Here is a 25,125-nt window from a genome sequence, read left to right on the forward strand (position 1 = left end):
GCACTGGTTTCTCCAATGCCCCCTGCTAGCCGTCGCCGACGCACTCCTTTTCGAATTAGTTCGCGATCCTGTCGCCTTCTCCGCGGCGCGGCCTCATTAAGCCAAAAGCTTAATTTCCCCCCCTCCATAAATGATTACGTCATTCCTATATGAATCTGACTGAACTCAAGCAAAAGCCGATTACCGAACTGCTCGAATTGGCCGAACAGATGGGCATAGAAAATATGGCCCGTTCGCGCAAGCAGGACGTGATTTTCTCCCTGCTCAAAAAGCACGCGAAAAGCGGCGAGGAAATCTCCGGTGATGGCGTGCTGGAGATTCTCCAGGACGGCTTCGGCTTCCTGCGCTCCGCAGACGCTTCCTACCTCGCCGGCCCTGACGACATCTACGTCTCGCCGAGCCAGATCCGCCGCTTCAACTTGCGCACCGGTGACACCATCGTTGGCAAGATCCGCCCTCCGAAGGAAGGCGAGCGGTATTTCGCCCTGCTCAAGGTCGACACGATCAACTTCGATCGTCCGGAGAACGCGAAAAACAAGATTCTCTTCGAGAACCTGACGCCGCTGTTCCCGACGGTGCGCATGAAGATGGAAGCCGGCAACGGTTCCACCGAAGACCTCACCGGTCGCGTGATCGACCTGTGCGCACCGATCGGCAAAGGCCAGCGTGGCCTGATCGTCGCACCGCCGAAAGCCGGTAAAACGATCATGCTGCAGAACATCGCAGCGAACATCGCCCGTAACAATCCTGAAGTTCACCTGATCGTGCTGTTGATCGACGAGCGTCCGGAAGAAGTGACCGAAATGCAGCGCACCGTGCGCGGCGAAGTGGTTGCCTCGACCTTCGACGAGCCGCCGACCCGTCACGTGCAGGTTGCTGAAATGGTGATCGAGAAGGCCAAGCGCCTGGTCGAGCACAAGAAAGACGTGGTGATCCTGCTCGACTCCATCACCCGTCTGGCCCGTGCCTACAACACCGTGATCCCGAGCTCCGGCAAGGTATTGACCGGTGGTGTCGATGCCCATGCTCTGGAGAAGCCGAAGCGTTTCTTCGGTGCTGCGCGTAACATCGAAGAAGGCGGCTCGCTGACCATTATCGCCACCGCGCTGGTTGAAACCGGCTCGAAGATGGACGAAGTGATCTACGAAGAGTTCAAGGGTACCGGCAACATGGAACTGCCTCTGGATCGCAAGATCGCCGAGAAGCGTGTGTTCCCGGCCATCAACATCAACCGCTCCGGCACCCGCCGCGAAGAGTTGCTGACCGCCGACGACGAACTGCAGCGCATGTGGATTCTGCGCAAGCTGCTGCACCCGATGGACGAAGTCGCCGCCATCGAGTTCCTGGTCGACAAGCTGAAAACGACCAAGACCAACGACGAGTTCTTCTTGTCGATGAAACGCAAGTAATACGCTGGCGTTTCAACAAAGGACGCTCCCGCGAGGGGGCGTTTTTTTTTGCCCCGAAAAATCTCGCGCCCATCACGGATATCTGTTGATGGGCCGATATTGCGGCGTCGGCAGCGCACTCCCGAGTTCGAGGCCTGCGCCTTCGCCGCAGCGCGGGGGCCACAATCGAGCAATGACGGGCTGCTGTTTGCTCCTCAGAGCAGGTAGGATGTACGCCTATTTTGAGGGTGCCATCGTCAATGAAATTCAAGGATCTTCGGGATTTCGTGCAGCAGCTTGAGCAGCGCGGAGAGTTGAAACGCATCCAGATTCCCGTCTCGCCGGTGCTGGAGATGACTGAGGTGTGCGATCGCACGCTGCGGGCCAAAGGCCCGGCACTGTTGTTCGAGAAGCCTACCGGTTACGACATTCCGGTGCTCGGTAATCTGTTCGGCACCCCCGAGCGCGTGGCCATGGGCATGGGCGCCGAGTCGGTCAGCGAGCTGCGCGAGATCGGCAAGCTGCTAGCCTTCCTCAAGGAGCCGGAGCCGCCGAAGGGCTTGAAGGACGCATGGTCGAAACTGCCGATCTTCCGCAAGATCATTTCGATGGCGCCGAAAGTCGTCAAAGACGCGGTGTGTCAGGAAGTGGTCATCGAAGGCGACGACGTCGATCTGGCGATGTTGCCGGTGCAGACCTGCTGGCCCGGCGACGTTGGCCCGCTGATCACCTGGGGCCTGACGGTCACCAAAGGCCCGAACAAGGAGCGCCAGAACCTCGGCATCTACCGCCAGCAAGTGATCGGCCGCAACAAGGTGATCATGCGCTGGCTCAGCCATCGTGGCGGCGCTCTCGACTTCCGCGAGTGGTGCGAGAAGCACCCGGGCCAGCCGTTCCCGGTGTCCGTGGCCCTTGGCGCCGATCCGGCGACGATTCTCGGTGCCGTGACGCCGGTGCCGGACAGCCTCTCCGAATATGCTTTCGCAGGGCTCTTGCGCGGCAACCGTACCGAACTGGTCAAGTGCCGTGGCAACGATCTGCAAGTGCCGGCCACTGCCGAAATCATTCTTGAAGGCGTGATTCATCCCGGCGAAATGGCCGACGAAGGCCCGTATGGCGACCACACCGGTTACTACAACGAAGTCGACAGCTTCCCGGTGTTCACCGTCGAGCGCATCACCCACCGGATCAAGCCGATCTATCACAGCACCTACACCGGGCGGCCGCCGGATGAGCCGGCGATTCTCGGCGTGGCGCTGAACGAAGTGTTCGTACCGATTCTGCAGAAGCAGTTCCCTGAGATCACCGACTTCTACCTGCCGCCGGAAGGCTGCTCGTACCGCATGGCCGTGGTGACGATGAAGAAGTCGTATCCGGGGCATGCCAAGCGCGTGATGCTCGGCGTCTGGTCGTTTTTGCGACAGTTCATGTACACCAAGTTCGTTATCGTCACTGACGACGATATCAACGCCCGCGACTGGAACGACGTGATCTGGGCCATCACCACGCGCATGGACCCCAAGCGCGACACGGTGATGATCGACAACACGCCGATCGACTACCTCGACTTCGCTTCGCCGATTTCCGGCCTGGGCTCGAAAATGGGCCTGGATGCCACCCACAAGTGGCCGGGCGAAACCACCCGCGAATGGGGCCGCGTGATCGTCAAGGACGACGCCGTCACCCAACGGATCGATGCCATCTGGAATCAGTTAGGAATAGATTGATGCGTGTAACCCTGCAGCCTTCCGGAGCAGTGCTCGAGATACAGCCCGGTGAGCGGATTCTCGACGGCGCGCGGCGTCTGGGCTATGACTGCCCGCAAAGCTGTCGCAACGGCAATTGCCACGTGTGTGCAGCGCTGCTGGTGGAGGGCCGCGTCGAGCAGGCCGGCAAAGTCCACGACCATGGCGAGTTCTACACCTGCATCGCCGCACCGCTGGAAGACTGCGTGCTGTTGTGGGATGGCGTGCTCGCACTCGGTGAATTGCCGGTGCGCAGCCTATCGTGTCAGGTCATCGAGTGCCGCGAGGTCGGCGGCGACACCTGGCGCGTGCGTCTGCGGGCACCGGCGGGCAAGCCGCCGCGCTATCACGCCGGGCAATATTTGATGATCGAGCGTGAGAACGGCGAGAAATCGGCGTTCTCCATGGCTTCGGCGCCCCACGGCGGACGTGATCTGGAAATCCATGTGCTGGCGCGCGAAACCAGTGCGTTGAGCCTGATCGAGCAGCTGCAACGCAACCCGCTGGTGCGTGTCGAGTTGCCGTTCGGTGACACACATCTTGCGGAACTACCCGACGGTCCGCTGGTGTTGATCGCCGCCGGCACCGGCATGGGCCAGATTCACAGCCTGATCGAACATTGCCGCGCCGAAGGCTTCAAGCATCCAGTGCATCTGTATTGGGGCGTACGCCGTCCAGAAGACTTTTATCAGATCGAGCACTGGGACGAATGGCTGAAGCTGCCCAATCTGTTCCTGCACAAAGTGGTCAGCGACCAGTGCGGCTGGGAAGGGCGCTGCGGGATGTTGCACGAAGCGGTTTGCGAGGATTTCCCCGATCTGAAGCCGCTGCATGTCTATGCCAGCGGTTCGCCGGCGATGGTTTACGGCACGCTGGACGCGCTGGTCGAGGCGGGGATGGATGCGCATCAGATGCGCGCTGATGTGTTCGCCTACGCGCCGCGCTCCTGAGACTTATAACTTGGTATATAGCCGATCGGTATTTACCCTAAACAGTAAATATCGCTAGGTTATATATGAATCAGGCAATTAATCAGTGGCACTTAATTTGCCTTAAAACATATGTGCCTTATTGTTACAACGGTGCGTTCTATTAAGTAATTCTTCACCCGCGGGGAGCTGAACGCTATTCGCCATGAGCGCCATTGAAAACGCAATTCTGAACCTGGCTTACCCTCCGCGGCTCGATCTTGGGCCGCAGCTGACGCACGAACAACTTCTCGCTTCCATGCAATCAACCATGGCACGCCACAAGGGCGGGCCGGTGTGGCTGTTCGCCTATGGCTCGCTGATCTGGCGGCCGGAATGCACGGCGGTTGAGCGCATGCGCGGTCGCGTGCATGGCTATCATCGCGGCTTGTACCTGTGGTCCCACGAGCATCGGGGTACCCCGGAAATGCCCGGTCTGGTGTTCGGTCTGGATCGCGGCGGTTCATGCAGCGGTTTTGCCTACCGCTTGCCGGAAGACAATCTCGATACCGCGCTGTACGCCCTGTGGAAACGCGAGATGCCGTTTCCCTCGTATCGCCCACACTGGCTCAATTGCCGGCTCGAAGATGGCACTCAGGTGCAGGCTTTGGGATTCGTTCTGGAGCGCCACCTGCCGAGCTATGCCGGCAACTTGCCGGATCATGTGCTCAGCCAGGTGTTCGCCAGCGCCAGCGGGCGTTACGGCACCACTCGCGATTATGTCGAGCAGACCGCGCACGCCCTGCGCAGCCACGCCATGCCGGATCGAAATCTGGAGGCGCGGCTCAAGCGCTGTAAATCACACAGCGATCAGGCGACCGCTTCACGGCTCTGACTGGCGACTTGCTTGTGCCACAGCGTTGGCGCAAGGAAGGCCATCGCCAGCAGGCAAGCGCCGACCAGCAGCACGAAACCGCCATCCCAGCCGAAGTGGTCAACGGTGTAGCCCATCGCCGCACTGGCCGCGACCGAACCCCCCAGATAACCGAACAGACCGGTGAAGCCCGCTGCAGTACCGGCGGCTTTCTTCGGCGCCAGTTCCAGCGCTTGCAGGCCGATCAGCATCACCGGGCCGTAGATCAGGAAGCCGATCGACAGCAGGGCGATCATGTCGACCATCGGATTGCCGGCCGGATTCAGCCAGTAAACCAGGGTCGCAACAGTCACCAGGGCCATGAACACCATGCCGGTCAGACCACGGTTGCCACGGAAGATCTTGTCTGACATCCAGCCGCACAGCAGCGTGCCCGGAATGCCTGCCCACTCGTAGAAGAAATAGGCCCACGAGGTTTTATCCACGGTGAAGCCCTTGGCTTCCTTCAGGTACGTCGGCGCCCAGTCCAGCACGCCGTAGCGCAGCAAGTAGACGAAAACGTTGGCCAGAGCGATGTACCAGAGCATTTTGTTGCGCAGCACGTATTTGACGAAGATTTCCTTGGCGCTGAATTCGTCTTCGTGGCTGGCGTCGTAGCCTTCCGGGTAGTCGTTTTTGTACTGCTCGATCGGCGGCAGGCCGACCGATTGCGGAGTGTCACGCATGGTGATGAAGGCGAATACCGCTACGCCCAGTGCGACTGCTGCCGGGACGTAAAACGCCGCGTGCCAGTCGTTGAACAGGCCCATGCCGATCAGGAACAGCGGGCCGATCAGACCGCCGCCGACGTTATGCGCCACGTTCCACACCGACACCACGCCACCGCGTTCCTTCTGCGACCACCAGTGCACCATGGTCCGCCCGCTCGGCGGCCAGCCCATGCCCTGCGCCCAGCCGTTGATGAACAGGAGGATGAACATCATCGTCACGCTGGACGTTGCCCACGGCGCGAAACCGAAAATGAACATCACCCCGGCCGAGACCAGCAGACCGAACGGCAGGAAGAAGCGCGGGTTGGAACGGTCGGACACCAGGCCCATGAGGAACTTCGACAAACCATACGCAATGGCGATCGCCGACATCGCCAGGCCGAGGTCGCCACGGCTGTAGCCTTCGTCGATCAGGTACGGCATGGCGAGGGAGAAGTTCTTGCGCAGCAGGTAGTAACCGGCGTAGCCGATAAAGATACCGGCGAAGATCTGCCAGCGCAGGCGGCGGTAGGTGCTGTCTATTTTTTCTTCAGGCAATGGAGCCTGATGTGCGGCAGGACGAAAGAAAGCAAACATTCAAGAGCTCCAGTTTTCTTGTTTTGACTGCGGATGCGAATGTTACAGTTTCGTTACCGAAAATAGCATCGCTTCACGTCGGCAAAACAGCGGAAATTTGGGCAGATGAACGTTCCTTTCTGAACATGTCGCTCTGAGACAAGTACGCGGCGCTGAGGGAATGGTGGCTCGGGTGGGTTTCTGCGGTTTTGCGCATGGGAGAGGCAGACCTCAACGCCAAAGCGATCCGGATGGTTGCTCCGGATCGCTCCATGTTGTTAACGAACCTGAACGACAACCTTGCCCACAGCCTTGCGCTGACCGAGATCATCGATTGCCTGCGCGGCATTGCTCAGCGGATACACCTGCGACACCAGCGGTTTGAGTTTGCCCTCGGCAAACCAGCTGAACAGCTGCTGGAAGTTGGCTGCGTTGTCCTGGGGCTGGCGTTGGGCAAAAGAACCCCAGAACACGCCGAGTACAGCCGCGCCCTTGAGCAGGGCGAGGTTGACCGGCAGTTCCGGGATGCGTCCGCTGGCGAAGCCGACAACCAGCAGGCGGCCGTTCCAGGCGATGGCGCGGATGGCTTGGTCGAACAGGTCGCCGCCGACCGGGTCGTAGATCACGTCGGCGCCCTGGCCGTCGGTGAGGCGCTTGATCTCCTCCTTGAGGCTGGCTTCGCTGTAATTGATCAGCTCATCGGCGCCGGCAGCCTTGGCCACCGCGAGTTTCTCGGCGCTGCTGGCGGCGGCGATCACGCGGGCGCCCATGGCTTTGCCGATCTCCACAGCGGCAAGGCCGACGCCGCCCGACGCGCCGAGCACCAGCAGGGTTTCGCCCGGTTGCAGGTTGGCGCGTTGCTTGAGCGCGTGCATCGACGTGCCGTAGGTCATGCTGAATGCAGCGGCAATGTTGAAGTCCATCGACGGCGGAATCGGCAGGACGTTGTAGCCCGGGACCGCCACCTGCTCGGCAAAACTGCCCCAACCGGTCAGCGCCATGACCCGGTCGCCGACTTTCAGATGGCTGACCTTTTCCCCGACTTCGCGCACCACGCCCGCCGCTTCACCGCCTGGCGAAAACGGGAAGGGCGGTTTGAACTGGTATTTGCCCTCGATGATCAGCGTGTCCGGGAAATTGACTCCGGCAGCGTGCACGTCCAGCAGGATTTCATTCTTCTTCGCGACAGGGCTGGCGACGTCTTCCAGCACCAGCGATTCGGCAGGGCCGAAGGCTTTGCACAGCACGGCTTTCATCAGGGCTATTCCTTTGGGAGTGATGGCCGATAAGTGTAGGTGTGTGAATCAACGGGTCAACGAGCATGCCCGGCCCTGATAGTCAGCCATAAGCTTGTGCTTGCGCGGCGGGTCGTTATGCTAGGCCGCAAACCGGATAAGGAGCGAATTGTGAAAGCGTGGATCATGTTGTTGCTGGCCCTGTCTCTGCCTGTGGCAGCACTGGCCGAAGAAGCCAAAGAAGGCGAGGCGCCGAAGGTCAATTACATCACCCTGAGCCCGCCGTTCGTCGGCAACTATGGCCTCGACGGCACGCCGAAGCTCAAGGTCTACAAGGCCGATGTGGCATTGCGTGTGACTGGTGAGGAGGCGACCAAACTGGTCAAGGCCAACGAGCCGCTGATCCGCAATCAGCTGGTGGCGTTGTTCACTCAGCAGTCGACCGAGGCGATGGGCAGCATCGAGGGCAAGGAAAAGCTGCGTCAGGAAGCGTTGAAGCAGACCCAGCAGGTCATGAATGACGAGACCGGCAAGCCTGTTGTTGAAGATCTGTTGTTCAACAACCTGATCATTCAGTAAATACGTTGGCTGCTGCTCTTCAGGACGCCAGGCTTTTGCGAAAGCGTGCCAGGGCGATGGCGAAGAACAGCAGACCGATGGCAGTCAGCGCCAGCAACTCCGGCCAGACCACGCTCAGCCCGGCGTCGCGAAACAGAATCGCGGCGCTGAGGCTGACAAAATGCGTGGACGGTGAGCCCTGCATGACCCACTGCAGCCAGTGCGGCATGCTGTCCAGTGGCGTGCTGCCGCCCGACAGCAGCAGCATCGGGATGATCACCGGAATCGCCAGCAAGCCGAACTGCGGCGTCGAGCGCGCGAGTGTCGCCAGAAAGATGCCCAGCGCGGTACTGGCAAACAGATAAACCGCAGTCACCAGCAAAAACAGGCTCATTGAGCCGGAAAGCGGCACGCCGAGTGCGCCTTTGACCACCACCTCCACGGACAGCCAGGTGCACAGCACCACCACCAGCAGGTTGCTCCAGATTTTCGCCAGCATGATTTCCAGCGCCGTCAGCGGCAGCACCAGCAAATGGTCGAGCGTGCCGTGCTCGCGTTCGCGCAGCAGCGCCGTGCCCGTGAGGATGATCGCCAGAATGGTGATGTTGTTGACGATCTGGATCACCGCCAGAAACCAGCCACCCTCCAGGTTGGTATTGAATAGCGCGCGGGTGGTCAGCGAAATCGGCGTCTTGCTCGCGGCATCGCTCTGACCGCCGTAGGCCTGCAGTTCACGCTGGAAGATCCGGCCGATGTAACCGGCGCCCATGAACGCCTGGCTCATCGCGGTGGCATCGACGTTGACCTGAATGGCCGGTCGCCGCGCCGCGAGCAGGTTGGTTTGAAACCCCGCCGGAATGTTGATCACGAAGGTGTACTGGCCGCTGTCCATCACCTGATCCAGTTGCGGGTAAGGCAGCAGCACCGGCGTCTGGAACTCCGGCGGTTGCAGGGCCTGGGCCAACTGGCGCGAGAGGGCGCTGCGGTCTTCGTCGACGATCGCCACGCTGGCGTTGTGCACGCCGATTACCGAACCGGCGGCGGGCATGTAGATCGCCACGGTGAAGGCGTAGAACAGGAACAGCAACAACACGCTGTCGTGGCGCAGGCTGGTCAGTTCCTTGAGTCCCAAGCGCAGGATGTGCGCGAACTTGTGCATCAGGCCTCCTGCTTTTTCAGCATGATCAGGCTCAACCCTGTGAACCCGACGAAGAAGCCGAACAGGGCCAGGCATTGTGGCCACAGCTGCCGCAAGTCCAGCGCCTTGGTGAACGTCCCCACGGCAATATCGAGAAAATGTCCTGCCGGAAACAGCATGCCCATCACCGCAGCCGCACCTTGCAGCGAAGAACGCGGCACGATCAGCCCGGAGAACTGGATGGTCGGCAGGCTGGTGATGATCATGGTGCCGAGGATCGCGGCGATCTGTGTGCGGGTGAAGGCCGAGATCAGCAGACCCATGCTGGTGGTCGCCAGCACGTAGAGCAGGCCGCCAAACGCCAGTGTCAGCAGGCTGCCCTTGAACGGCACGCCAAACAGCCAGCGGTTCATTGCCACCAGCAGCGCAAGGTTGATCAGACTGACCAGCAGGTATGGCGCCTGCTTGCCCAACAGAAACTCCAGGCGGGTCAGAGGCGTGGCGTAGAAGTTGGTGATCGAGCCCAGTTCTTTCTCGCGCACGATGCCGAGTGCGGTGAGCATCGCTGGAATGAACGCCAGTATCAGCGCCATGACGCCGGGGCCGATGGCGTTGACGCTGACCACATCCTGGTTGTAGCGAAAGCGCGTTTCCAGGCTGGCGCCCGCCTGATGGTTGATGGCGAGACTGCTCTGTTCGGCCAACTGTTGCAGGTTGGCCAAGTGCACCGCTTCGACATAATTGCGGCTGGTCTCGGCGCGAAACGGCATGCCGCCATCCAGCCATGCCGCCACCGCGGGCTGGCGTCCGGCGTACAGGTCACGGCCGAAACCGGGGGGGATTTCCAGCGCAAGTTTGATCTCCGAGCGTTGCAGGCGTCGGTGCAATTCCTGTGCATCATGGATGGCTGGCCGTTCATCGAAGTAACGCGAGCCGCGAAAGGCCTCCAGATAGGTTCGGCTCTGCGGTGTCTGGTCCTGGTCGTACACGGCAAACGCGAGGTTTTCCACGTCCAGGGAAATCCCGTAGCCGAAAATCACCATCATGAAAATCGCCCCCGCCAGGGCGAACGCCATGCGCACCTTGTCACGCAGCAGCTCCTTGCCTTCGCGGCTGGCCACCGCCAGCAGGCGACCGAGGCTGAAACCGCGCTGCTGGAGCGGCGGCGTGGCGGTCGTTGGCGCGGTCGGCGATTCACTGGCAGGCGGCGACTGCGCAATGCCCTGAGCCTGTTCCAGGCACGTCACGAAAGCGGCTTCCAGCGTTTCTCCAGCGAACTGACGTTGCAGCGCTGCCGGGGTGTCGCACGCCAGCACTTGGCCGGCGTGCATCAGCGAAATGCGGTCGCAGCGCTGGGCTTCGTTCATGAAGTGGGTGGAGAGAAAAATCGTCACGCCTTGCTCGCGAGACAGTTCGATCAACAGTCGCCAGAAGTCATCACGGGCTGCCGGGTCGACGCCGGAGGTCGGCTCATCGAGGATCAGCACTTCCGGACGATGCAACACCGCAACCGCCAGCGACAGGCGTTGACGCAGCCCCAGAGGCAGGGCGCCGGACGGCTGATCGGCGACGCTGAGCAGGTTGAAGCGTTGAATGAGGGCATCGATGCGTGGCGCACTCTCGGCTTTGGGCAAGTCGAACAGCCGGGCGTGCAGATCAAGGTTCTGTCGCACACTGAGTTCGCCATACAGCGAAAAGCTCTGGGACATGAAACCGACCCGTTTGCGTGTGGCCAGATCCTTGGCATTTACCGGGTTGCCGAGCAGTGTCGCGCGGCCTTCGCTGGCCGGCATCAGCCCGGTCAGGACTTTCATCGTGGTGGTCTTGCCGCAGCCGTTGGAGCCGAGAAAACCGAAAATTTCGCCGCGACCGATGGCGAAGTTGACGTGATCGACCGCAGTGAAGTCGCCGAAACGCAGTGTCAGGTCGTGGGCCTCGATGGCGGTGTCGCTGCTGCCACTGCTACGTGGCGGAATCACCAGCGGCCTGGCGTCATGCTGGCTGTCACCCTGGAAATGGGTGAACGCCTCATCAAGTTTGCCACTGGGGGTGACGGCCGCCAGTTCACGGCTCAGACCGGTGGCAATCAATTTGCCGTTGTCGAGCATCAGGCAATGCTCGAACTGTTCGGCTTCTTCCATGTACGCGGTGGCGACCAGCAGGGTCAGTTGCGGGCGCTGGCGCCGCACGTCGTCGATCAGCTCCCAGAAACGCCGTCGTGAGAGCGGGTCGACGCCGGTGGTTGGCTCATCGAGGATTAACAGATCCGGTTCGTGGATCAGCGCGCAGCACAGTCCGAGTTTCTGTTTCATGCCGCCGGACAACTTGCCGGCGGGGCGCTCGGCGAACTTCAGCAGGTCGGTGGCAAGCAGCAGATTGCGCATGCGTTGTTCGCTGTCGGCCTTCGACAGGCCGAACAGCGTGGCGAAGAACTGAATGTTTTCGCGGATCGACAGTTCTGGATACAGGTTGCCGCCCAATCCCTGCGGCATGAAAGCGATGCGTGCATACAGCGTGTCGCGGTGGTGGCGCTGCTGGATCGGCCCGCCAAGGACGTCCAGTTGCCCTTGCTGCAAGGCCTTCACGCCGGCGATCAGCCCCAGCAGGCTGGACTTGCCCGCGCCATCGGGGCCGATCAGACCGCAACGGGTGCCGGCTGGCAGGCTGAAGGTGATATCGCTCAGTGCTTGCTGTTTGCCGTAGCGGTGCGCGATAGCATTGGCCTGGACCGCGAGGCTGCTCATTGCAGATTGGCCGGCCAGGCGATCGGCGCGGTGCGCACATACCCGGCACCGGGCATGCCGGGCTTGGCTTGCGGTACGGCGCTGGGTTGGGTCAAGCGCAGTTTGACGCGGAACACCAGTTTTTGCCGCTCGTCGCGGGTTTCGACTTCCTTGGGGGTGAACTGCGATTTGCCGGCGACAAAACTGATTTTCGCTGGCAAGGGCTTGTCGGGCAGGGCATCGAGCAGTACCCGGGCCTCATCGCCCACCGCCAGACGCCCGGCCACCGAGGCGGACAAGTAGAGGTTCATGTACTGATCGTTGGGGTCAATCAACAGCAGGACGCGGCCACCGGCACCCAGCACTTCCCCGGGTTCGGCCATGCGTAACTGGATCACGCCGTCAATCGGCGCGCGCAGGCTGCTGTCGTCGATTTCGCTGGTCAGTTGAGCGACCTGCGCCTGGGCTGCGCCGATCGCTGCAGCGACCGCCGACACTTGGGCGCGGGCCGCCGTCACGGCAGCGTTGCCGGTGCCGATGCGCGACTGCAATTGATCGATGACCTGAGCGCTGACGAAACCGTGCTTGAACAGCGACTCAGAGCGCCCGAGTTCCTGTTGGGCCAGCAGTAGCTCACTCTGACGCAACTGCACGTTGGCCTGGGCGGCGTTGAGGTTTTCCCGGGCGCGCAACACCTCGGCTTCGGCCTGGTTGCGCTGGGCTTCAAGGGTGCGGGTGTCCATGCGGGCCAGCAGTTGGCCTTGAGTGACCTTGTCGCCTTCATCGACCAGCACCTCGGCGAGGCGACCGGGGGTCTTGCTGGCGATTTGCACTTCGGTGGCCTCAAGTCGTCCGTTGCCGGCCGACAGCCCCTCGGGCAGGCGGCTGCTCATCGACTTCCAGTAACCGAAGCCGCCAGCGGCCAACAGCAAGGCTATGAGCGATCCGGCAAATAACAGTGAGGAACGGCGGTGCGTCGACATGGGGGCATCCTGCGGCTGTGGCGTCCACTCTGACGGTTCAAGCGCTGGGGGCGCTTGATGTCAGTCAAATGAGCGTCAAGCCTAGACCCTTTTGTCTGCCACCACGGTGTGACTTGGCAGTTCTCAGCGCAGGCCGAGCACTGCGGCCCATTGTTCAGCGGTGACGGGCATCACTGAAAGCCGCGAGCCTTTCTGCACCAGTGGCATTTCTGCCAGCGCGGTCTGCTGTTTCAGGTAGTCGAGCTTCAAGACTCGCGCAAAGGTTTCGACGTGCGCCACGTCGATGGCGCTCCAGGCATTCTTCTGCGCTGTGGCCTTCGGATCGAAGTAATGGCTCTGCGGCTCCAGCGCCGTCGGATCGGGATACGCTGCTTCGATAATTTTGCCAATCCCGGCAATCCCCGGCTCCGGGCAGCTGGAATGGTAGAAAAAGAACTCGTCACCGACCGCCATCGCCCGCAGGAAGTTGCGTGCCTGATAGTTGCGAACCCCGTCCCAGCGCGCCTTGCCGAGCTTTTCCAGGCCCTTGATCGAGAGTTCGTCGGGCTCTGATTTCATCAGCCAGTAGGCCATGTCGTGTGCTCCTGAAGCGGTCATTGGGCAGGTTGTCGGGCAATTTTATGACAAACCGACAGTCGGTTGACGTCAGCGTTTGCGCACAGGTTCACGTTGCCGCAAAATGCCGGCCTTTAAAGCTTGACGCTGCTGCACGGCCTACGAACGGAAACCGCTGCTGTCATCGTGATGATGTGCCTTGAGGGGGGCAATCGATGAAACGCAAACCGGATTTGCTATGGACTTTGGTAATTTTGTTTGGCTTGGGCGTGGTAACCACCGGTTACGCGCAGAGCCTGTGGGCGAACAAGACCGACGCGCCGATTGAAGTGGCGCAACAGGTGCAACAGTCGACCGCTTTCAAACGCTGAACCTGTCTCTTCGACGCCGCTGTTCCATGCGGCGTCTACTCTGCGAAATACCACGCCTTGTCGGTGACCGTGCCTTGTAACGGGACATCCCAGCTCGCCTGCGCCAAACGCTCGACCTTCTGACACTCATGGGCCAGGCCCAGCAGCGTCGGCTTGCGCCAGTTCTTGCGCCGGGCCAGATAGGCGAGGCTGCGATCATAAAATCCGCCGCCCATGCCCAGGCGCCCGCCGACATCGTCAAACCCTACCAGCGGCAACAGCACCAGATCCAGCGCCCAGACCTTGCGTTGCCGAGCCAGATTGACCCGGGGCTCGAGGATGCGGAAACGATTGGGGATCAGCTTTTCGCCGGGGCGGATGCGCTGGAAGACCATTTTCGTTCGTGGCCACGCGCTGAGTACCGGCAGATAAGTTGCCTTGCCGCGACTCTGGGCTTCGCGCAGCAGCAGGCGCGGATCGATTTCACCGTCGGTGGGCAAATACAGAGAGATATGTTTTGCCCGGCGAAAGTGCGGGTCCTGGGCCAATTGCCGGAACAGGCCTTTGGCAGCCTGGCGTTGTTCGCCCGGCGTCAGTGCGCGGCGCGCCTTGCGCAGCAGGCGGCGGAGTTGCGGGCGGGGCAGCAGCGCGGGTTCGGTCATGGTTCGGCTTCGGCAGGTGGATGCAAAAACGTACGCATAAAAAATCCGATGTCGGCATACACCGACATCGGATTTCGAATCAGGCTCCCCGGATGAACCGCTGTCAACTCAGCCCTTGAACCCGAAAGTTCAAGGTGGAAGAAGCAGTAGACTTTAAGGCTTTCCGTCTAGCGGACATGCACACCAGCCCAACGTGCAACTTCCAGGGTAGTGCGAATCGGCTCCGGGACATCGTCAACTGGCAAGCACCCCAGGGAGTGCCGCGAGTATACCTCAAGCTGTCAGGCGAATCAGCCCTTGACGGTGTTCTGATCGTCGGCCAGGACCAGATCGACACGATCGAGCAAGTCGCGCACCTGTTCGCGGGTCGAACCGCTGGCCTGGATGTCCGGGCGCTCTTCTTTGTGCAACAGGTCGTGGGTGATGTTCAGCGCGGCCATCACGGCAATGCGATCGGCGCCGATGACTTTGCCGCTGCTGCGGATCTCGCGCATCTTGCCGTCCAGGTAGCGGGCGGCACTGACCAGATTGCTGCGTTCTTCCGGCGGGCAGATGATCGAATACTCTTTGTCGAGGATCTGCACGGTAACGCTATTGCTTGAACTCATGAGTCTTGCTCCAGGGCCTTGAGGCGCGAAATCATCGATTCGACCTTACGCCGGGCGATTTCGTTTTTTTCAATGAGGTGAGCGCGTTCCTCGCGCCAGGTTTTTTCCTGAGCTAGTAAGAGTGCGTTTTGACTCTTAAGTTGCTCGACTCGGCCAATCAGCAGTTCGAGTCTGGCCATCAGCGCTTGCAGGTCGGTGTCTTCCATTGGGTCCACGTGTTCGTCTGATGGGTGGTGACTGGCGGACAGCCTTTAATGGTCTTGGCGGGGCTGTCGATGTAGGATACAAGGCCTTCATTCTAGACATAGCGCCGTCTGGCGCCTAGCTGCCCATGACCATTGCGAATTCCCCGTACCAAGCCTTTGCCACCCTGCTGACTGCCAGCGGCCACAACGTCTCGCCTGCCGAACTGCACGGCGTGCTGCTCGGGCGCAGTTGCGCCGGGGCCGGCTTCGATCACGAAGGCTGGCTGATCGACGCCGCCGAACTGCTCGAAGGCGATATCCAGGACAACGTCCGCAACGCCCTGATCGGCCTGCAGGAGATGGTCAAAGGCGAGCTGACCGGCGACGACGTCACTGTCGTGCTGCTGCTGCCGACCGACGATGCACCGCTGGCCGACCGCGCTGCTGCACTGGGCGAATGGTGCCAGGGCTTCCTCAGCGGTTTCGGCCTGAACTGCCGCGACAGCAGCATGCTCAGCACCGAAGCCACCGAAGTGCTGCAGGATCTGGCCGCCATTTCCCAGGTGCAGGACGCGCTGGAGGAATCCGAAGACGGCGAATCCGACTACATGGAAGTCATGGAATACCTGCGCGTCGCGCCGTTGCTGCTGTTCTCGGAAACCAAGAAGTCCGATGTGCCGCCAGCCGCCAAACCTTCGCTGCATTAATCGCGAGCCAGGGAAAGCCATCTGCCCATGACCCATATCCCCAAAGCGGAATACAGCCGTCGCCGCAAGGCCCTGATGGCGCAGATGGAACCCAACAGCATCGCGATCCTGCCCGCCGCCGCGGTGGCCATCCGCAACCGCGACGTCGAGCATGTCTATCGTCAGGACAGCGACTTCCAGTACCTCAGCGGTTTTCCCGAGCCACAGGCCGTCATCGTCCTGATGCCCGGCCGCGAGCACGGCGAGTACATCCTGTTCTGCCGTGAACGCAACGCCGAACGCGAATTGTGGGATGGCCTGCGCGCCGGGCAGGAAGGCGCGATCCGCGAGTACGGCGCCGACGACGCCTTTCCGATTACCGACATCGACGACATCCTCCCGGGCCTGATCGAAGGCCGCGACCGGGTGTATTCGGCGATGGGCAGCAACCCTGAATTCGATCGGCATTTGATGGACTGGATCAACGTGATCCGCTCCAAGGCGCACCTCGGCGCGCAGCCGCCGAATGAATTCGTTGCCCTGGATCACCTCCTGCACGACATGCGCCTGTATAAATCGGCGGCAGAAGTGAAGGTGATGCGCGAAGCCGCACGGATCTCGGCGCAAGCCCACATCCGCGCGATGCAAGCCAGTCGGGCCGGGCTCCACGAGTACAGCCTCGAAGCCGAACTGGATTACGAATTCCGCAAGGGCGGGGCGAAGATGCCGGCCTACGGTTCGATCGTCGCCGCCGGGCGCAACAGCTGCATCCTGCATTACCAGCAGAATGACGCGCTGCTCAAGGACGGCGACCTGGTGTTGATAGACGCCGGTTGCGAGATCGATTGCTACGCCAGCGACATCACCCGCACCTGGCCGGTCAATGGCAGGTTCTCGCCAGAGCAGAAGGCGATCTACGAGTTGGTGCTGGCTTCGCAGGAAGCGGCATTCGCCGAGATCGCCCCCAACAAGCACTGGAACCAGGCGCACGAAGCCACGGTGCGGGTGATCACCGCAGGTCTGGTCAAGCTTGGCTTGTTGCAGGGCGAGGTTGACGAGTTGATCGCCAGCGAAGCCTACAAGGCTTTTTATATGCACCGCGCCGGCCACTGGCTGGGCATGGATGTGCATGACGTCGGCGAGTACAAGGTCGGCGGCGAATGGCGTGTGCTGGAGGTCGGCATGGCGCTGACCGTGGAGCCTGGCATCTACATCGCGGCAGACAATCAGAACGTGGCGAAGAAATGGCGTGGCATTGGCGTGCGCATCGAGGATGACGTGGTCGTGACCCGATCCGGTTGTGAAATCCTCACCAGCGGCGTGCCGAAAACCGTCGCCGAGATCGAAGCGCTGATGGCACAAGCAAGGACACACGCAGCATGAGTCGAGTCAATCTGGCAATCATCGGTGGCGGTCTGGTCGGCGCCAGTCTGGCGTTGGCGTTGCAGGCCGGGGCCAAAGCGCAGGGCTGGAAGATCGTCCTGATCGAACCGTTCGCCCCCGGCGACAGCTGGCAGCCGAGCTACGACGCCCGCTCCTCGGCGTTGTCGTTCGGCTCGCGGCAGATTTATCAGCGCTTGGGCGTGTGGCAGGAAATCTCCCGCCGCGCCGAGCCGATCAAACAGATTCATGTCTCCGACCGTGGCCGTTTCTCCACCGCGCGTTTGTCCGCGATGGAAGAGGGGGTTCCTGCGCTCGGTTACGTGGTGGAAAACGCCTGGCTCGGCCAGTGCCTGTGGCAGCACCTCGACAAAGACGTGATCACGTGGCGCTGCCCGGCGGAAGTCACGCGCATGGAGCCGTTGGCCGATGGCTATCGCCTGACCCTCAACGATGAAACCACGCTGGAATGCGATCTCGCGGTGCTCGCCGATGGCGGCCGCTCCGGCTTGCGCGAACAGTTGGGCATCAACGTGCGCAAGCGCCCTTACAACCAGAGCGCGCTGATCGCCAACATCACCCCGAGCGAAGCGCACAACGGCATGGCCTTCGAGCGCTTTACCGATGAGGGGCCGATGGCCCTGCTGCCGCTGCCGGACAATCGTTGCGCACTGGTGTGGACGCGGCTGGGCATGGACGCGCAGCGTCTGACTGAATTGAGCGAGCGTGATTTTCTCAGCGAGCTGCAAGGCGTATTCGGTTACCGCCTCGGCACTTTGAAACAGGTCGGCGCACGGCATCTTTATCCGCTGTCACTGATCGAAGCTGAAGAACAGGTGCGCTCGCATCTGGCCGTGCTCGGCAACGCCGCACACAGCCTGCACCCGATCGCCGGCCAGGGCTTCAACCTGTCGCTGCGTGACGCCGACGCCTTGGCTGCCGCGCTGCTGGCCAGCGACAAGCCGCTGGGCGACTTCGCCACGTTGCAGGCCTATCGCGAACGGCAGCGCCTCGATCAGGACCTGACGGTGGGCTTCTCCGATCAGGTCACGCGTCTGTTCGGCAGCACCCAGCCGCTGGTGTCGCTGGGGCGCAATCTCGGCCTGCTCGGTCTCGACCTGCTGCCGCCAGCCAAACGCTGGTTCGCCCGGCAGGCGATGGGCCTGGGAACCCGTCCGGATGCTTGAGTGGCTGAGCAAGAAATTCGGCAAGGCACGACTGATGCGTTGGGTAATGACCTGCTACCCGCCGTATCTCGGCGCGGGTGTGCGGGTGCGGCACATCAGCGATGACTTTCGCGACGTGCAGGTGTCCATGGGGTTGGGCTGGTACAACCGCAACTACGTCGGCACCCAGTTTGGCGGCAGTCTGTATTCGATGGTCGACCCGTTCTTCATGTTGATGCTCATGGAAAACCTCGGTCCGAAATACATCGTCTGGGACAAGGCCGCCGACATCGATTTCATTGCGCCGGGCAAAGGCCCGGTATTCGCCCGGTTCAACATCGACCAGACCCTGCTCGACGAGATCCGCCGGCAGACCGCCAACGGCGAGAAATACCTGCCGCAGTTGCAGGTCGACATTCATGACGGCGCCGGCAACCTTGTGGCGCGGGTCGGTAAAACCCTTTACGTGCGGCTCAAGCCGCAAGCGAGACAGGCCTAAAGCATGGAAATGCGCGCAGATGTGCTCATTGTCGGAGCCGGAATGGTCGGCAGCGCCCTGGCGCTGGCGTTACAGGACAGTGGGCTGGAAGTGCTGTTGCTCGACGGTAGCCCGCTGAGTGTCAAACCCTTCGATGCCGAAGCGGCGTTCGAACCGCGCGTCAGTGCATTGTCGGCGGCGAGCCAGCGTATTCTCGAGCGCCTCGGTGTCTGGGACGGCATCGTCCTGCGGCGCAGCAGCCCGTACACCGACATGCACGTGTGGGACGGCAGCGGCACCGGGCAGATTCATTTCTCGGCGAGCAGCGTGCATGCCGATGTGCTCGGCCACATCGTCGAAAACCGCGTGGTCCAGGATGCGCTGCTCGAGCGTTTGCATGACTGCGACCTGGGCATGCTCGCCACTGCGCGGCTGGAACAGATGCGTCGCTCCGGCGATGACTGGCTGCTGACCCTGGCCGACGGCCGCACCTTGCGCGCGCCGCTGGTAATCGCGGCCGATGGCGCCAATTCTGCTGTGCGCCGTCTGACCGGCGTGGCGACTCGCGAGTGGGATTATCTGCATCACGCCATCGTCACCAGCGTGCGCTGCAGCCAGCCGCACCGCAAAACCGCCTGGCAGCGCTTTACCGATCACGGGCCATTGGCGTTTTTGCCGCTGGAGCGTGATGGTCAGCAGGACTGGTGCTCGATCGTCTGGTCGACCACACCGGCTGAAGCCGAGCGCTTGATGGCGCTCGAGGAGACTGCGTTTTGCGCTGAGCTGGAGCGAGCGTTCGAAGGGCGCCTCGGTGAAGTGATCAGCGCCGATCCGCGTCTGTGCGTGCCGCTGCGTCAGCGCCATGCCAAGCGCTACGTCGCTGAGGGCCTGGCCTTGATCGGTGATGCGGCGCACACCATTCACCCCTTGGCGGGGCAGGGTGTGAACCTTGGATTCCTCGATGCCGCCGTGCTGGCGGAAGTGCTCCTGCAAGCGCATCAGCGCGGTGAGCGACTGGCGGATGTCAAAGTATTGAGCCGTTATGAGCGCCGGCGCATGCCACACAATCTGGCGCTGATGGCGGCGATGGAAGGCTTCGAGCGGTTGTTCCAGGCCGACCCCCTGCCGCTGCGCTGGTTGCGCAATGCCGGGTTGAAACTGGTCGAGCAGATGCCCGAGGCGAAAGCGTTGTTTGTGCGCGAGGCGCTGGGGTTGACCGGGGATCTTCCAGCTCTGGCAAAGCCCTGACCGCCTCATTGAGGCTGATGGCCCCTTCGCGAGCAGGCTCGCTCCCACTGTTGAGATGCATTCCAATGTGGGAGCGAGCCTGCTCGCGAAAGCGTCCGCCCACTTACCGCAGTTTTGAGCCGTGCAACATCTGGTAACGCCTTCCCCCAGTGTTCGATTGTGGTGGTAAATGTGAGTCCTTATCATTTGGCCCACCTTTCCCGACCGTGAGACCCCTCCCATGTTGGCACCCAAGCGTCTTCTGACCGCACTGGCCTTGACCCTGATCGGCAGCACCACTGCCCAGGCCGCCGATGAGGTGGTGGTTTACTCGTCGCGTATCGATGAGCTGATCAAACCGGTATTCGATGCCTACACCGCCAAGACCGGGGTGAAGATCAAGTTCATCACCGACAAGGAAGCGCCGCTGATGCAGCGCATCAAGGCCGAAGGTGAAAACGCCACCGCCGATCTGCTGCTCACCGTCGATGCCGGCAACCTGTGGCAGGCCGAGCAGATGGGTATTCTGCAGCCTTTCACCTCGAAAACCATCGACACCAACATTCCCGCGCAATATCGCTCGTCCAGCCACGCCTGGACCGGCCTGAGCCTGCGCGCGCGGACCATCGCCTATTCCACCGAGCGGGTGAAACCGGGCGAACTGACCACCTACGAAGCGCTGGCCGACAAGAATTGGGAAGGCCGCTTGTGCCTGCGCACGGCGAAGAAGGTCTACAACCAGTCGTTGACTGCGACCATGATCGAAGTCCACGGCGCCGAGAAGACCGAGAAAATCCTCAAGGGCTGGGTCAACAACCTGTCCACTGACGTGTTCTCCGATGACGTTGCGGTGCTGGAAGCGATCAACGCCGGGCAGTGTGACGTTGGCATCGTCAACACCTACTACTACGGTCGCCTGCACAAGCAGAAGCCTGAATTGCCGGTGAAACTGTTCTGGCCGAATCAGGCCGATCGCGGTGTGCATGTGAACCTGTCGGGCATCGGCCTGACCAAACATGCACCGCACCCGGAAGCGGCCAAGGCGCTGGTCGAATGGATGACCACGCCTGAGGCGCAGAAGATTTTTGCTGATGTGAATCAGGAATTCCCGGCCAACCCGGCGGTGGCGCCATCGGAAGAAGTGGCGGCGTGGGGCAAGTTTGTTGCTGATACGTTGCCGGTTGAGGTGGCGGGTAAACGTCAGGCCGAGGCGATCCGGATGATGGATCGGGCGGGGTGGAACTGAGGCGTTTCGTGTAACTGTTGATCTAAGATCGCTCCCTCACCCCAGCCCTCTCCCGGAGGGAGAGGGAGCCAACTTGTGTTGTTTTCGAAACTTGAGTTCGACTCAATATCTCAGGTCGATGTAGTTTGCATGAGCACCTCGGTCAGTTCCCTCTCCCTCCGGGAGAGGGCTAGGGTGAGGGCAGCAATCCCAACCTGAAATACGCATTCCAAGAACACCCCAATCCCTCCAGAGACCCAAAAGTGGCCCACCCCGCCCAACGCCGCTGGTACCCCATCGTCTTCGCCATCGCCGCGCTGGTGTTGTTGCCCCTGAGCGTGTTGCTGCTGTCGTGGCAAACCATCGATCAGCAGATCTGGTCGCACCTGTGGCAAACCCAGATGCCGCGTCTGCTCGGCAATACCCTGACGCTGATCCTCGGCGTCGGTGTCGGCGTGATTCTGCTGGGTGTCAGCCTCGCATGGCTGACCAGCCTCTGCGAATTTCCCGGTCGGCGCTGGCTCGACTGGGCGCTGATGCTGCCCTTCGCCATCCCTGCCTATGTACTGGCGTTCGTCTTCGTCGGCCTGTTGGATTTCGCCGGCCCCGTGCAGTCCCTGTTGCGCGAATGGTTCGGCAGCGGCCTGCGCCTGCCTCGGGTACGGTCCACCGGCGGGGTGATCGTGGTGCTGGTGCTGGTGTTTTATCCCTACGTTTATCTGCTGGCGCGCACCGCGTTTCTGGCTCAGGGCAAAGGTTTGATGGAAGCGGCGCGGGTGCTGGGCCAGTCGCCGTGGCAGGCGTTCTGGCGGGTTGCGCTGCCGATGGCGCGTCCGGCGATTGGCGCGGGCGTGGCGCTGGCGCTGATGGAAACCCTCGCCGATTTTGGCGCGGTGTCGGTGTTCAATTTCGACACCTTCACCACGGCAATCTACAAGACCTGGTACGGCTTCTTCAGCCTGCCCAGCGCTGCGCAACTGGCCAGTCTGTTGCTGCTGGTGGTGATGCTGGTGCTGTACGGCGAGCGCCGCGCGCGCGGGGCGAATCGGGCCAGCAACGAGCGGCCTCGGCTGAAGGCGCTGTATCACCTGCGGGGAATCAAGGCCTTCGCGGCGACAGGCTGGTGTGGATTGGTGTTCGCCTGCGCCTTCGTCATCCCGGTGCTGCAACTGATCGTGTGGTTCTGGCAGCGTGGGCGTTTCGATCTGGACGAGCGCTACGCCGGACTGATTCTGCACACGCTGTACCTGGGCGCGATGGCGGCGCTGATCACCGTCAGCGTTGCGCTGTTGCTGGCGTTTGCCCGGCGCCTGGCACCGACCCCAGCCATCAACTCCGGGGTCGGCCTGGCCAATCTCGGCTACGCCTTGCCCGGTTCGGTGCTGGCGGTGTCGATCATGCTTGCCTTCAGTTATCTGGATCGTGAACTGGTGATTCCGCTCTCCGCCTGGCTCGGTGGTACCGGCAAACCGTTGCTGCTCGGCAGCCTCGCGGCGTTGCTGATGGCTTATCTGGTGCGCTTCATTGCCGTCGCCTATGGGCCGCTGGAAAGCAGTCTGGCGCGTATACGGCCATCTTTGCCTGAAGCGGCACGCAGCCTGGGTGTCAGTGGGCCGCGACTGTTTTTCAAAGTGTATCTGCCGCTCTTGCTGCCCGGCACGTTGAGCGCCGCGTTGCTGGTGTTCGTCGATGTGCTCAAGGAAATGCCCGCGACCCTGCTGATGCGCCCGTTTGGCTGGGACACGCTGGCGGTGCGCATCTTTGAAATGACCAGCGAAGGCGAATGGGCGCGCGCCTCATTGCCGGCATTGACGCTGGTGCTGGTCGGGTTGTTGCCGGTGATCGGATTGATTCGACGTTCGGCGCATCGAAACACTTAGTCGTCAGTCCTACATCATGCGGCTACAATGCGCGGCATTCGGTGCGGTTCGTCTGACAGACCCGTGCGCTGGAATCGGCTGCAAGCCTTATCCATCAAGGCTTTCAGCCGTATAGCGGCGGTCCGCACCCTCGCCACGCCCGGAAGGAGAAACCCATGGGACAGCGTACGCCTCTGTATGACCTGCACCTCGCGCTCGGCGCGAAGATGGTCGATTTTGGCGGTTGGGACATGCCACTGCATTACGGCTCGCAGGTCGAGGAGCACCACGAAGTGCGCCGCGATTGCGGGGTGTTCGATGTTTCCCATATGACCGTGATCGATGTCACCGGCGCCCAGGCCAAGGCCTGGCTCCAGCATTTGCTGGCCAACGACGTCGAACGTCTGCACCGCCCCGGCCGGGCGTTGTACAGCACCATGCTCAATGAGCGCGGCGGCATCGTCGACGACATGATCGTCTATCGCCTCGACGACGCGTACCGGCTGGTGTTCAACGCCTCGACCCGCGATCAGGATCTGGCCTGGATGAACGCCCAGCTCGGCGCCTACGACGTGCAACTGCACGAGCGCGCCGAGCTGGCGATGCTTGCCATCCAAGGCCCGCAGGCCCGGCACAAGATTGCCGAACTGGTCACCCAGTCGCGCGCCACGCTGATCCAGCAACTCAAACCTTTCGAAGGCGCCATCGACGGCGACTGGTTCATCGCGCGTACCGGTTACACCGGCGAGGATGGCCTGGAAATCTGCCTGCCGGCCAATCAGGCGCCGGGTTTCTTCAACGACCTGGTCGGTGCCGGTATTTCGCCGATCGGCCTTGGCGCTCGCGACACCTTGCGTGTCGAGGCCGGAATGAACCTGTACGGTCAGGACATTCATCAGGACGTTTCACCGCTGGCCTCGAACATGGCCTGGAGCATCGCCTGGGAGCCGGCCTCGCGGCAGTTCATCGGCCGCGCGGCGCTGGAGGCGGAAAAAACCGCCGGCGTGGCGCACAAACTGGTCGGTCTGGTGCTGGAGGAACGTGGGGTTTTGCGCGCTCACCAAGTGGTTCGCATCGCCGATGTTGGCGAAGGGGAGATCACCAGTGGTAGTTTCTCTCCTACGCTGAGCAAATCGATTGCCCTGGCGCGTGTACCGATGGCAACCGCCGACCGCGCCGAAGTGGAAATCCGTGGCAAGTGGTACCCGGTACGGGTGGTCAAACCGACCTTCGTGCGCCATGGCAAAACCTTGATCTAACCTTTTCTGGCGGGCATGACCGCTGACCAATTTCCGAGGAACCGAAGATGAGCGATATCCCTGCCGAACTGCGTTTTGCCGAAAGTCATGAATGGGCGCGTCTGGAAACCGACGGCACCGTCACCGTGGGCATCAGCGATCACGCGCAGGAAGCGCTGGGCGACGTGGTGTTCGTCGAGTTGACCGAAGTCGGCAAGGTGTTCGCCGCCGGTGATCAATCCGGCGTGGTCGAGTCGGTGAAAGCCGCCTCCGACATCTACGCCCCGGTCAGCGGTGAAGTCATCGCGATCAACGAGGCGCTGACCGACTCGCCAGAAGAGCTGAATAATGACCCGTACGGCGCGTGGATCTTCAAGCTCCAGCCAAGCGACAAGGCCGAGCTGGACAAGCTGCTGGATGCTGCTGGGTACAAGGCTGCAATCGGCGAGTAAGTTGCCGGCAACACCCAAAGCCCCGATTCGTCGGGGCTTTTTTATGGGCGACGAATATCCCTTTGTGGGAGCGAGCCTGCTCGCGAAAGCGCCATATCAGTCAATGCCAAGGTTTCTGAAACACCGCTTTCGCGAGCAGGCTCGCTCCCACAGGGGCGGCGTGATCTTGAAAATTCG

At 61.6% G+C, this 25,125-nt stretch carries 24 protein-coding genes and 1 other RNA gene; 15 read left to right on the plus strand and 10 right to left on the minus strand.

The features are described from left to right. Window positions 1-149: 149 nt before the first annotated feature. From rho to CKW30_RS15725, 4 genes are all read left to right on the plus strand, one after another. Window positions 150-1,409: a transcription termination factor Rho gene (gene rho, locus CKW30_RS15710; protein ID WP_003229334.1), complete on the plus strand. Its 1,260-nt coding sequence runs from the start codon at window positions 150-152 to the stop codon at window positions 1,407-1,409. A 239-nt stretch (window positions 1,410-1,648) separates the two neighbouring features. After that, the gene (ubiD, locus tag CKW30_RS15715; RefSeq protein WP_039757427.1) at window positions 1,649-3,115 is read left to right on the plus strand and encodes a 4-hydroxy-3-polyprenylbenzoate decarboxylase; all 1,467 of its coding nucleotides are present in this window, start codon (window positions 1,649-1,651) and stop codon (window positions 3,113-3,115) included. Continuing rightward, a complete protein-coding gene (locus CKW30_RS15720; protein WP_056791686.1) occupies window positions 3,115-4,083 on the plus strand; it encodes a CDP-6-deoxy-delta-3,4-glucoseen reductase in 969 nt (322 codons plus the stop codon). Before ubiD ends, CKW30_RS15720 begins: the two co-directional genes overlap by 1 nt. Before the next feature lie 184 nt (window positions 4,084-4,267). Beyond that, window positions 4,268-4,936 carry a gamma-glutamylcyclotransferase gene (locus CKW30_RS15725; protein WP_024014748.1) on the plus strand — a complete coding sequence of 223 codons (669 nt, stop codon included), beginning with the start codon at window positions 4,268-4,270 and terminating at the stop codon, window positions 4,934-4,936. Here the strand turns inward: CKW30_RS15725 and glpT are convergent. After that, a complete protein-coding gene (gene glpT, locus CKW30_RS15730) occupies window positions 4,912-6,261 on the minus strand; it encodes a glycerol-3-phosphate transporter (RefSeq protein WP_024014747.1) in 1,350 nt (449 codons plus the stop codon). The genes CKW30_RS15725 and glpT overlap by 25 nt on opposite strands. A gap of 257 nt (window positions 6,262-6,518) precedes the next feature. Next, window positions 6,519-7,496 (minus strand): NADPH:quinone oxidoreductase family protein, encoded by a 978-nt coding sequence (locus tag CKW30_RS15735; RefSeq protein WP_041476901.1) that lies wholly within the window; start codon window positions 7,494-7,496, stop codon window positions 6,519-6,521. A 150-nt stretch (window positions 7,497-7,646) separates the two neighbouring features. Here CKW30_RS15735 and CKW30_RS15740 point away from each other — a divergent pair, with 150 nt between their 5' ends. Further along, window positions 7,647-8,054, plus strand: coding sequence for a flagellar basal body-associated protein FliL (locus CKW30_RS15740; protein ID WP_041476900.1), 408 nt, complete (start codon window positions 7,647-7,649; stop codon window positions 8,052-8,054). A gap of 19 nt (window positions 8,055-8,073) precedes the next feature. Here CKW30_RS15740 and CKW30_RS15745 read toward each other — a convergent pair whose 3' ends face one another. The 4 genes from CKW30_RS15745 to CKW30_RS15760 all read right to left on the minus strand — a co-directional run bounded on the left by CKW30_RS15745 (window position 8,074) and on the right by CKW30_RS15760 (window position 13,450). Next, window positions 8,074-9,192, minus strand: coding sequence for an ABC transporter permease (locus CKW30_RS15745; RefSeq protein ID WP_095181272.1), 1,119 nt, complete (start codon window positions 9,190-9,192; stop codon window positions 8,074-8,076). Further along, window positions 9,192-11,915 carry a ribosome-associated ATPase/putative transporter RbbA gene (rbbA, locus tag CKW30_RS15750; protein ID WP_095181273.1) on the minus strand — a complete coding sequence of 908 codons (2,724 nt, stop codon included), beginning with the start codon at window positions 11,913-11,915 and terminating at the stop codon, window positions 9,192-9,194. The genes CKW30_RS15745 and rbbA overlap by 1 nt, the downstream gene beginning before the upstream one ends. Then, window positions 11,912-12,877 carry an HlyD family secretion protein gene (locus CKW30_RS15755; RefSeq protein WP_095181274.1) on the minus strand — a complete coding sequence of 322 codons (966 nt, stop codon included), beginning with the start codon at window positions 12,875-12,877 and terminating at the stop codon, window positions 11,912-11,914. Before CKW30_RS15755 ends, rbbA begins: the two co-directional genes overlap by 4 nt. Window positions 12,878-13,000: 123 nt before the next feature. After that, window positions 13,001-13,450: an EVE domain-containing protein gene (locus tag CKW30_RS15760; protein ID WP_095181275.1), complete on the minus strand. Its 450-nt coding sequence runs from the start codon at window positions 13,448-13,450 to the stop codon at window positions 13,001-13,003. Window positions 13,451-13,647: 197 nt separating this feature from the next. Between CKW30_RS15760 and CKW30_RS27330 the strand changes: the two genes are divergently transcribed. Then, window positions 13,648-13,803 carry a hypothetical protein gene (locus CKW30_RS27330; RefSeq protein WP_024014743.1) on the plus strand — a complete coding sequence of 52 codons (156 nt, stop codon included), beginning with the start codon at window positions 13,648-13,650 and terminating at the stop codon, window positions 13,801-13,803. A 35-nt stretch (window positions 13,804-13,838) separates the two neighbouring features. Here the strand turns inward: CKW30_RS27330 and CKW30_RS15770 are convergent, their stop codons facing one another. The 4 genes from CKW30_RS15770 to CKW30_RS15785 form a co-directional block, all read right to left on the minus strand. Further along, the gene (locus CKW30_RS15770; RefSeq protein WP_095181276.1) at window positions 13,839-14,444 is read right to left on the minus strand and encodes a 5-formyltetrahydrofolate cyclo-ligase; all 606 of its coding nucleotides are present in this window, start codon (window positions 14,442-14,444) and stop codon (window positions 13,839-13,841) included. A gap of 81 nt (window positions 14,445-14,525) precedes the next feature. Continuing rightward, window positions 14,526-14,704, minus strand: a non-coding RNA gene (ssrS, locus tag CKW30_RS15775) — 6S RNA. 30 nt (window positions 14,705-14,734) lie between these two features. Further along, entirely contained in the window at window positions 14,735-15,052 is a 318-nt protein-coding gene (locus CKW30_RS15780; RefSeq protein ID WP_056791703.1) for a cell division protein ZapA, read from the minus strand. Next, complete coding sequence (locus tag CKW30_RS15785; protein WP_007911197.1) at window positions 15,049-15,258, minus strand: TIGR02449 family protein; 210 nt, start codon at window positions 15,256-15,258, stop codon at window positions 15,049-15,051. Before CKW30_RS15785 ends, CKW30_RS15780 begins: the two co-directional genes overlap by 4 nt. A gap of 125 nt (window positions 15,259-15,383) precedes the next feature. Here CKW30_RS15785 and CKW30_RS15790 point away from each other — a divergent pair, with 125 nt between their 5' ends. From CKW30_RS15790 to gcvH, 9 genes are all read left to right on the plus strand, one after another. Then, complete coding sequence (locus CKW30_RS15790; RefSeq protein WP_041476897.1) at window positions 15,384-15,944, plus strand: YecA family protein; 561 nt, start codon at window positions 15,384-15,386, stop codon at window positions 15,942-15,944. Window positions 15,945-15,971: 27 nt separating this feature from the next. After that, on the plus strand, window positions 15,972-17,306 hold the full coding sequence (gene pepP / locus CKW30_RS15795) for a Xaa-Pro aminopeptidase (RefSeq protein ID WP_095181277.1): 1,335 nt from the start codon (window positions 15,972-15,974) through the stop codon (window positions 17,304-17,306). Beyond that, the gene (gene ubiH, locus CKW30_RS15800; protein WP_095181278.1) at window positions 17,303-18,490 is read left to right on the plus strand and encodes a 2-octaprenyl-6-methoxyphenyl hydroxylase; all 1,188 of its coding nucleotides are present in this window, start codon (window positions 17,303-17,305) and stop codon (window positions 18,488-18,490) included. Before pepP ends, ubiH begins: the two co-directional genes overlap by 4 nt. Continuing rightward, on the plus strand, window positions 18,483-18,968 hold the full coding sequence (locus tag CKW30_RS15805; protein ID WP_095181279.1) for a DUF4442 domain-containing protein: 486 nt from the start codon (window positions 18,483-18,485) through the stop codon (window positions 18,966-18,968). Before ubiH ends, CKW30_RS15805 begins: the two co-directional genes overlap by 8 nt. 9 nt (window positions 18,969-18,977) lie before the next feature. Next, on the plus strand, window positions 18,978-20,195 hold the full coding sequence (locus tag CKW30_RS15810; protein ID WP_177434217.1) for a 2-octaprenyl-3-methyl-6-methoxy-1,4-benzoquinol hydroxylase: 1,218 nt from the start codon (window positions 18,978-18,980) through the stop codon (window positions 20,193-20,195). A gap of 220 nt (window positions 20,196-20,415) precedes the next feature. Next, the gene (locus CKW30_RS15815) at window positions 20,416-21,420 is read left to right on the plus strand and encodes an extracellular solute-binding protein (protein WP_095181281.1); all 1,005 of its coding nucleotides are present in this window, start codon (window positions 20,416-20,418) and stop codon (window positions 21,418-21,420) included. A 242-nt stretch (window positions 21,421-21,662) separates the two neighbouring features. Further along, complete coding sequence (locus CKW30_RS15820; RefSeq protein ID WP_095181282.1) at window positions 21,663-23,279, plus strand: iron ABC transporter permease; 1,617 nt, start codon at window positions 21,663-21,665, stop codon at window positions 23,277-23,279. Between the two features lie 155 nt (window positions 23,280-23,434). Next, window positions 23,435-24,517: a glycine cleavage system aminomethyltransferase GcvT gene (gcvT, locus tag CKW30_RS15825; protein ID WP_095181283.1), complete on the plus strand. Its 1,083-nt coding sequence runs from the start codon at window positions 23,435-23,437 to the stop codon at window positions 24,515-24,517. A 47-nt stretch (window positions 24,518-24,564) separates the two neighbouring features. After that, window positions 24,565-24,948: a glycine cleavage system protein GcvH gene (gcvH, locus tag CKW30_RS15830; protein WP_095181284.1), complete on the plus strand. Its 384-nt coding sequence runs from the start codon at window positions 24,565-24,567 to the stop codon at window positions 24,946-24,948. Window positions 24,949-25,125: the final 177 nt, after the last annotated feature.

The organism is Pseudomonas sp. Irchel 3F6 (assembly GCF_900187595.1).
In the GTDB taxonomy this organism is placed as follows: domain Bacteria; phylum Pseudomonadota; class Gammaproteobacteria; order Pseudomonadales; family Pseudomonadaceae; genus Aquipseudomonas; species Aquipseudomonas siliginis.

Bases quoted from the DNA above. Each gene is read 5' to 3' on its own strand.
- CKW30_RS15790 (WP_041476897.1), top strand. From the start codon at position 15,384: ATGACCATTGCGAATTCCCCGTACCAAGCCTTTGCCACCCTGCTGACT.
- pepP (WP_095181277.1), top strand. From the start codon at position 15,972: ATGACCCATATCCCCAAAGCGGAATACAGCCGTCGCCGCAAGGCCCTG.
- CKW30_RS15735 (WP_041476901.1), bottom strand. From the start codon at position 7,496: ATGAAAGCCGTGCTGTGCAAAGCCTTCGGCCCTGCCGAATCGCTGGTG.
- CKW30_RS15810 (WP_177434217.1), top strand. From the start codon at position 18,978: ATGCGCGCAGATGTGCTCATTGTCGGAGCCGGAATGGTCGGCAGCGCC.
- ubiH (WP_095181278.1), top strand. From the start codon at position 17,303: ATGAGTCGAGTCAATCTGGCAATCATCGGTGGCGGTCTGGTCGGCGCC.
- CKW30_RS15770 (WP_095181276.1), bottom strand. From the start codon at position 14,444: ATGACCGAACCCGCGCTGCTGCCCCGCCCGCAACTCCGCCGCCTGCTG.
- gcvH (WP_095181284.1), top strand. From the start codon at position 24,565: ATGAGCGATATCCCTGCCGAACTGCGTTTTGCCGAAAGTCATGAATGG.
- CKW30_RS27330 (WP_024014743.1), top strand. From the start codon at position 13,648: ATGAAACGCAAACCGGATTTGCTATGGACTTTGGTAATTTTGTTTGGC.
- CKW30_RS15785 (WP_007911197.1), bottom strand. From the start codon at position 15,258: ATGGAAGACACCGACCTGCAAGCGCTGATGGCCAGACTCGAACTGCTG.
- CKW30_RS15760 (WP_095181275.1), bottom strand. From the start codon at position 13,450: ATGGCCTACTGGCTGATGAAATCAGAGCCCGACGAACTCTCGATCAAG.
- CKW30_RS15725 (WP_024014748.1), top strand. From the start codon at position 4,268: ATGAGCGCCATTGAAAACGCAATTCTGAACCTGGCTTACCCTCCGCGG.
- CKW30_RS15745 (WP_095181272.1), bottom strand. From the start codon at position 9,192: ATGCACAAGTTCGCGCACATCCTGCGCTTGGGACTCAAGGAACTGACC.
- CKW30_RS15815 (WP_095181281.1), top strand. From the start codon at position 20,416: ATGTTGGCACCCAAGCGTCTTCTGACCGCACTGGCCTTGACCCTGATC.
- CKW30_RS15720 (WP_056791686.1), top strand. From the start codon at position 3,115: ATGCGTGTAACCCTGCAGCCTTCCGGAGCAGTGCTCGAGATACAGCCC.
- rbbA (WP_095181273.1), bottom strand. From the start codon at position 11,915: ATGAGCAGCCTCGCGGTCCAGGCCAATGCTATCGCGCACCGCTACGGC.
- rho (WP_003229334.1), top strand. From the start codon at position 150: ATGAATCTGACTGAACTCAAGCAAAAGCCGATTACCGAACTGCTCGAA.
- gcvT (WP_095181283.1), top strand. From the start codon at position 23,435: ATGGGACAGCGTACGCCTCTGTATGACCTGCACCTCGCGCTCGGCGCG.
- CKW30_RS15755 (WP_095181274.1), bottom strand. From the start codon at position 12,877: ATGTCGACGCACCGCCGTTCCTCACTGTTATTTGCCGGATCGCTCATA.
- CKW30_RS15805 (WP_095181279.1), top strand. From the start codon at position 18,483: ATGCTTGAGTGGCTGAGCAAGAAATTCGGCAAGGCACGACTGATGCGT.
- ubiD (WP_039757427.1), top strand. From the start codon at position 1,649: ATGAAATTCAAGGATCTTCGGGATTTCGTGCAGCAGCTTGAGCAGCGC.
- CKW30_RS15780 (WP_056791703.1), bottom strand. From the start codon at position 15,052: ATGAGTTCAAGCAATAGCGTTACCGTGCAGATCCTCGACAAAGAGTAT.
- glpT (WP_024014747.1), bottom strand. From the start codon at position 6,261: ATGTTTGCTTTCTTTCGTCCTGCCGCACATCAGGCTCCATTGCCTGAA.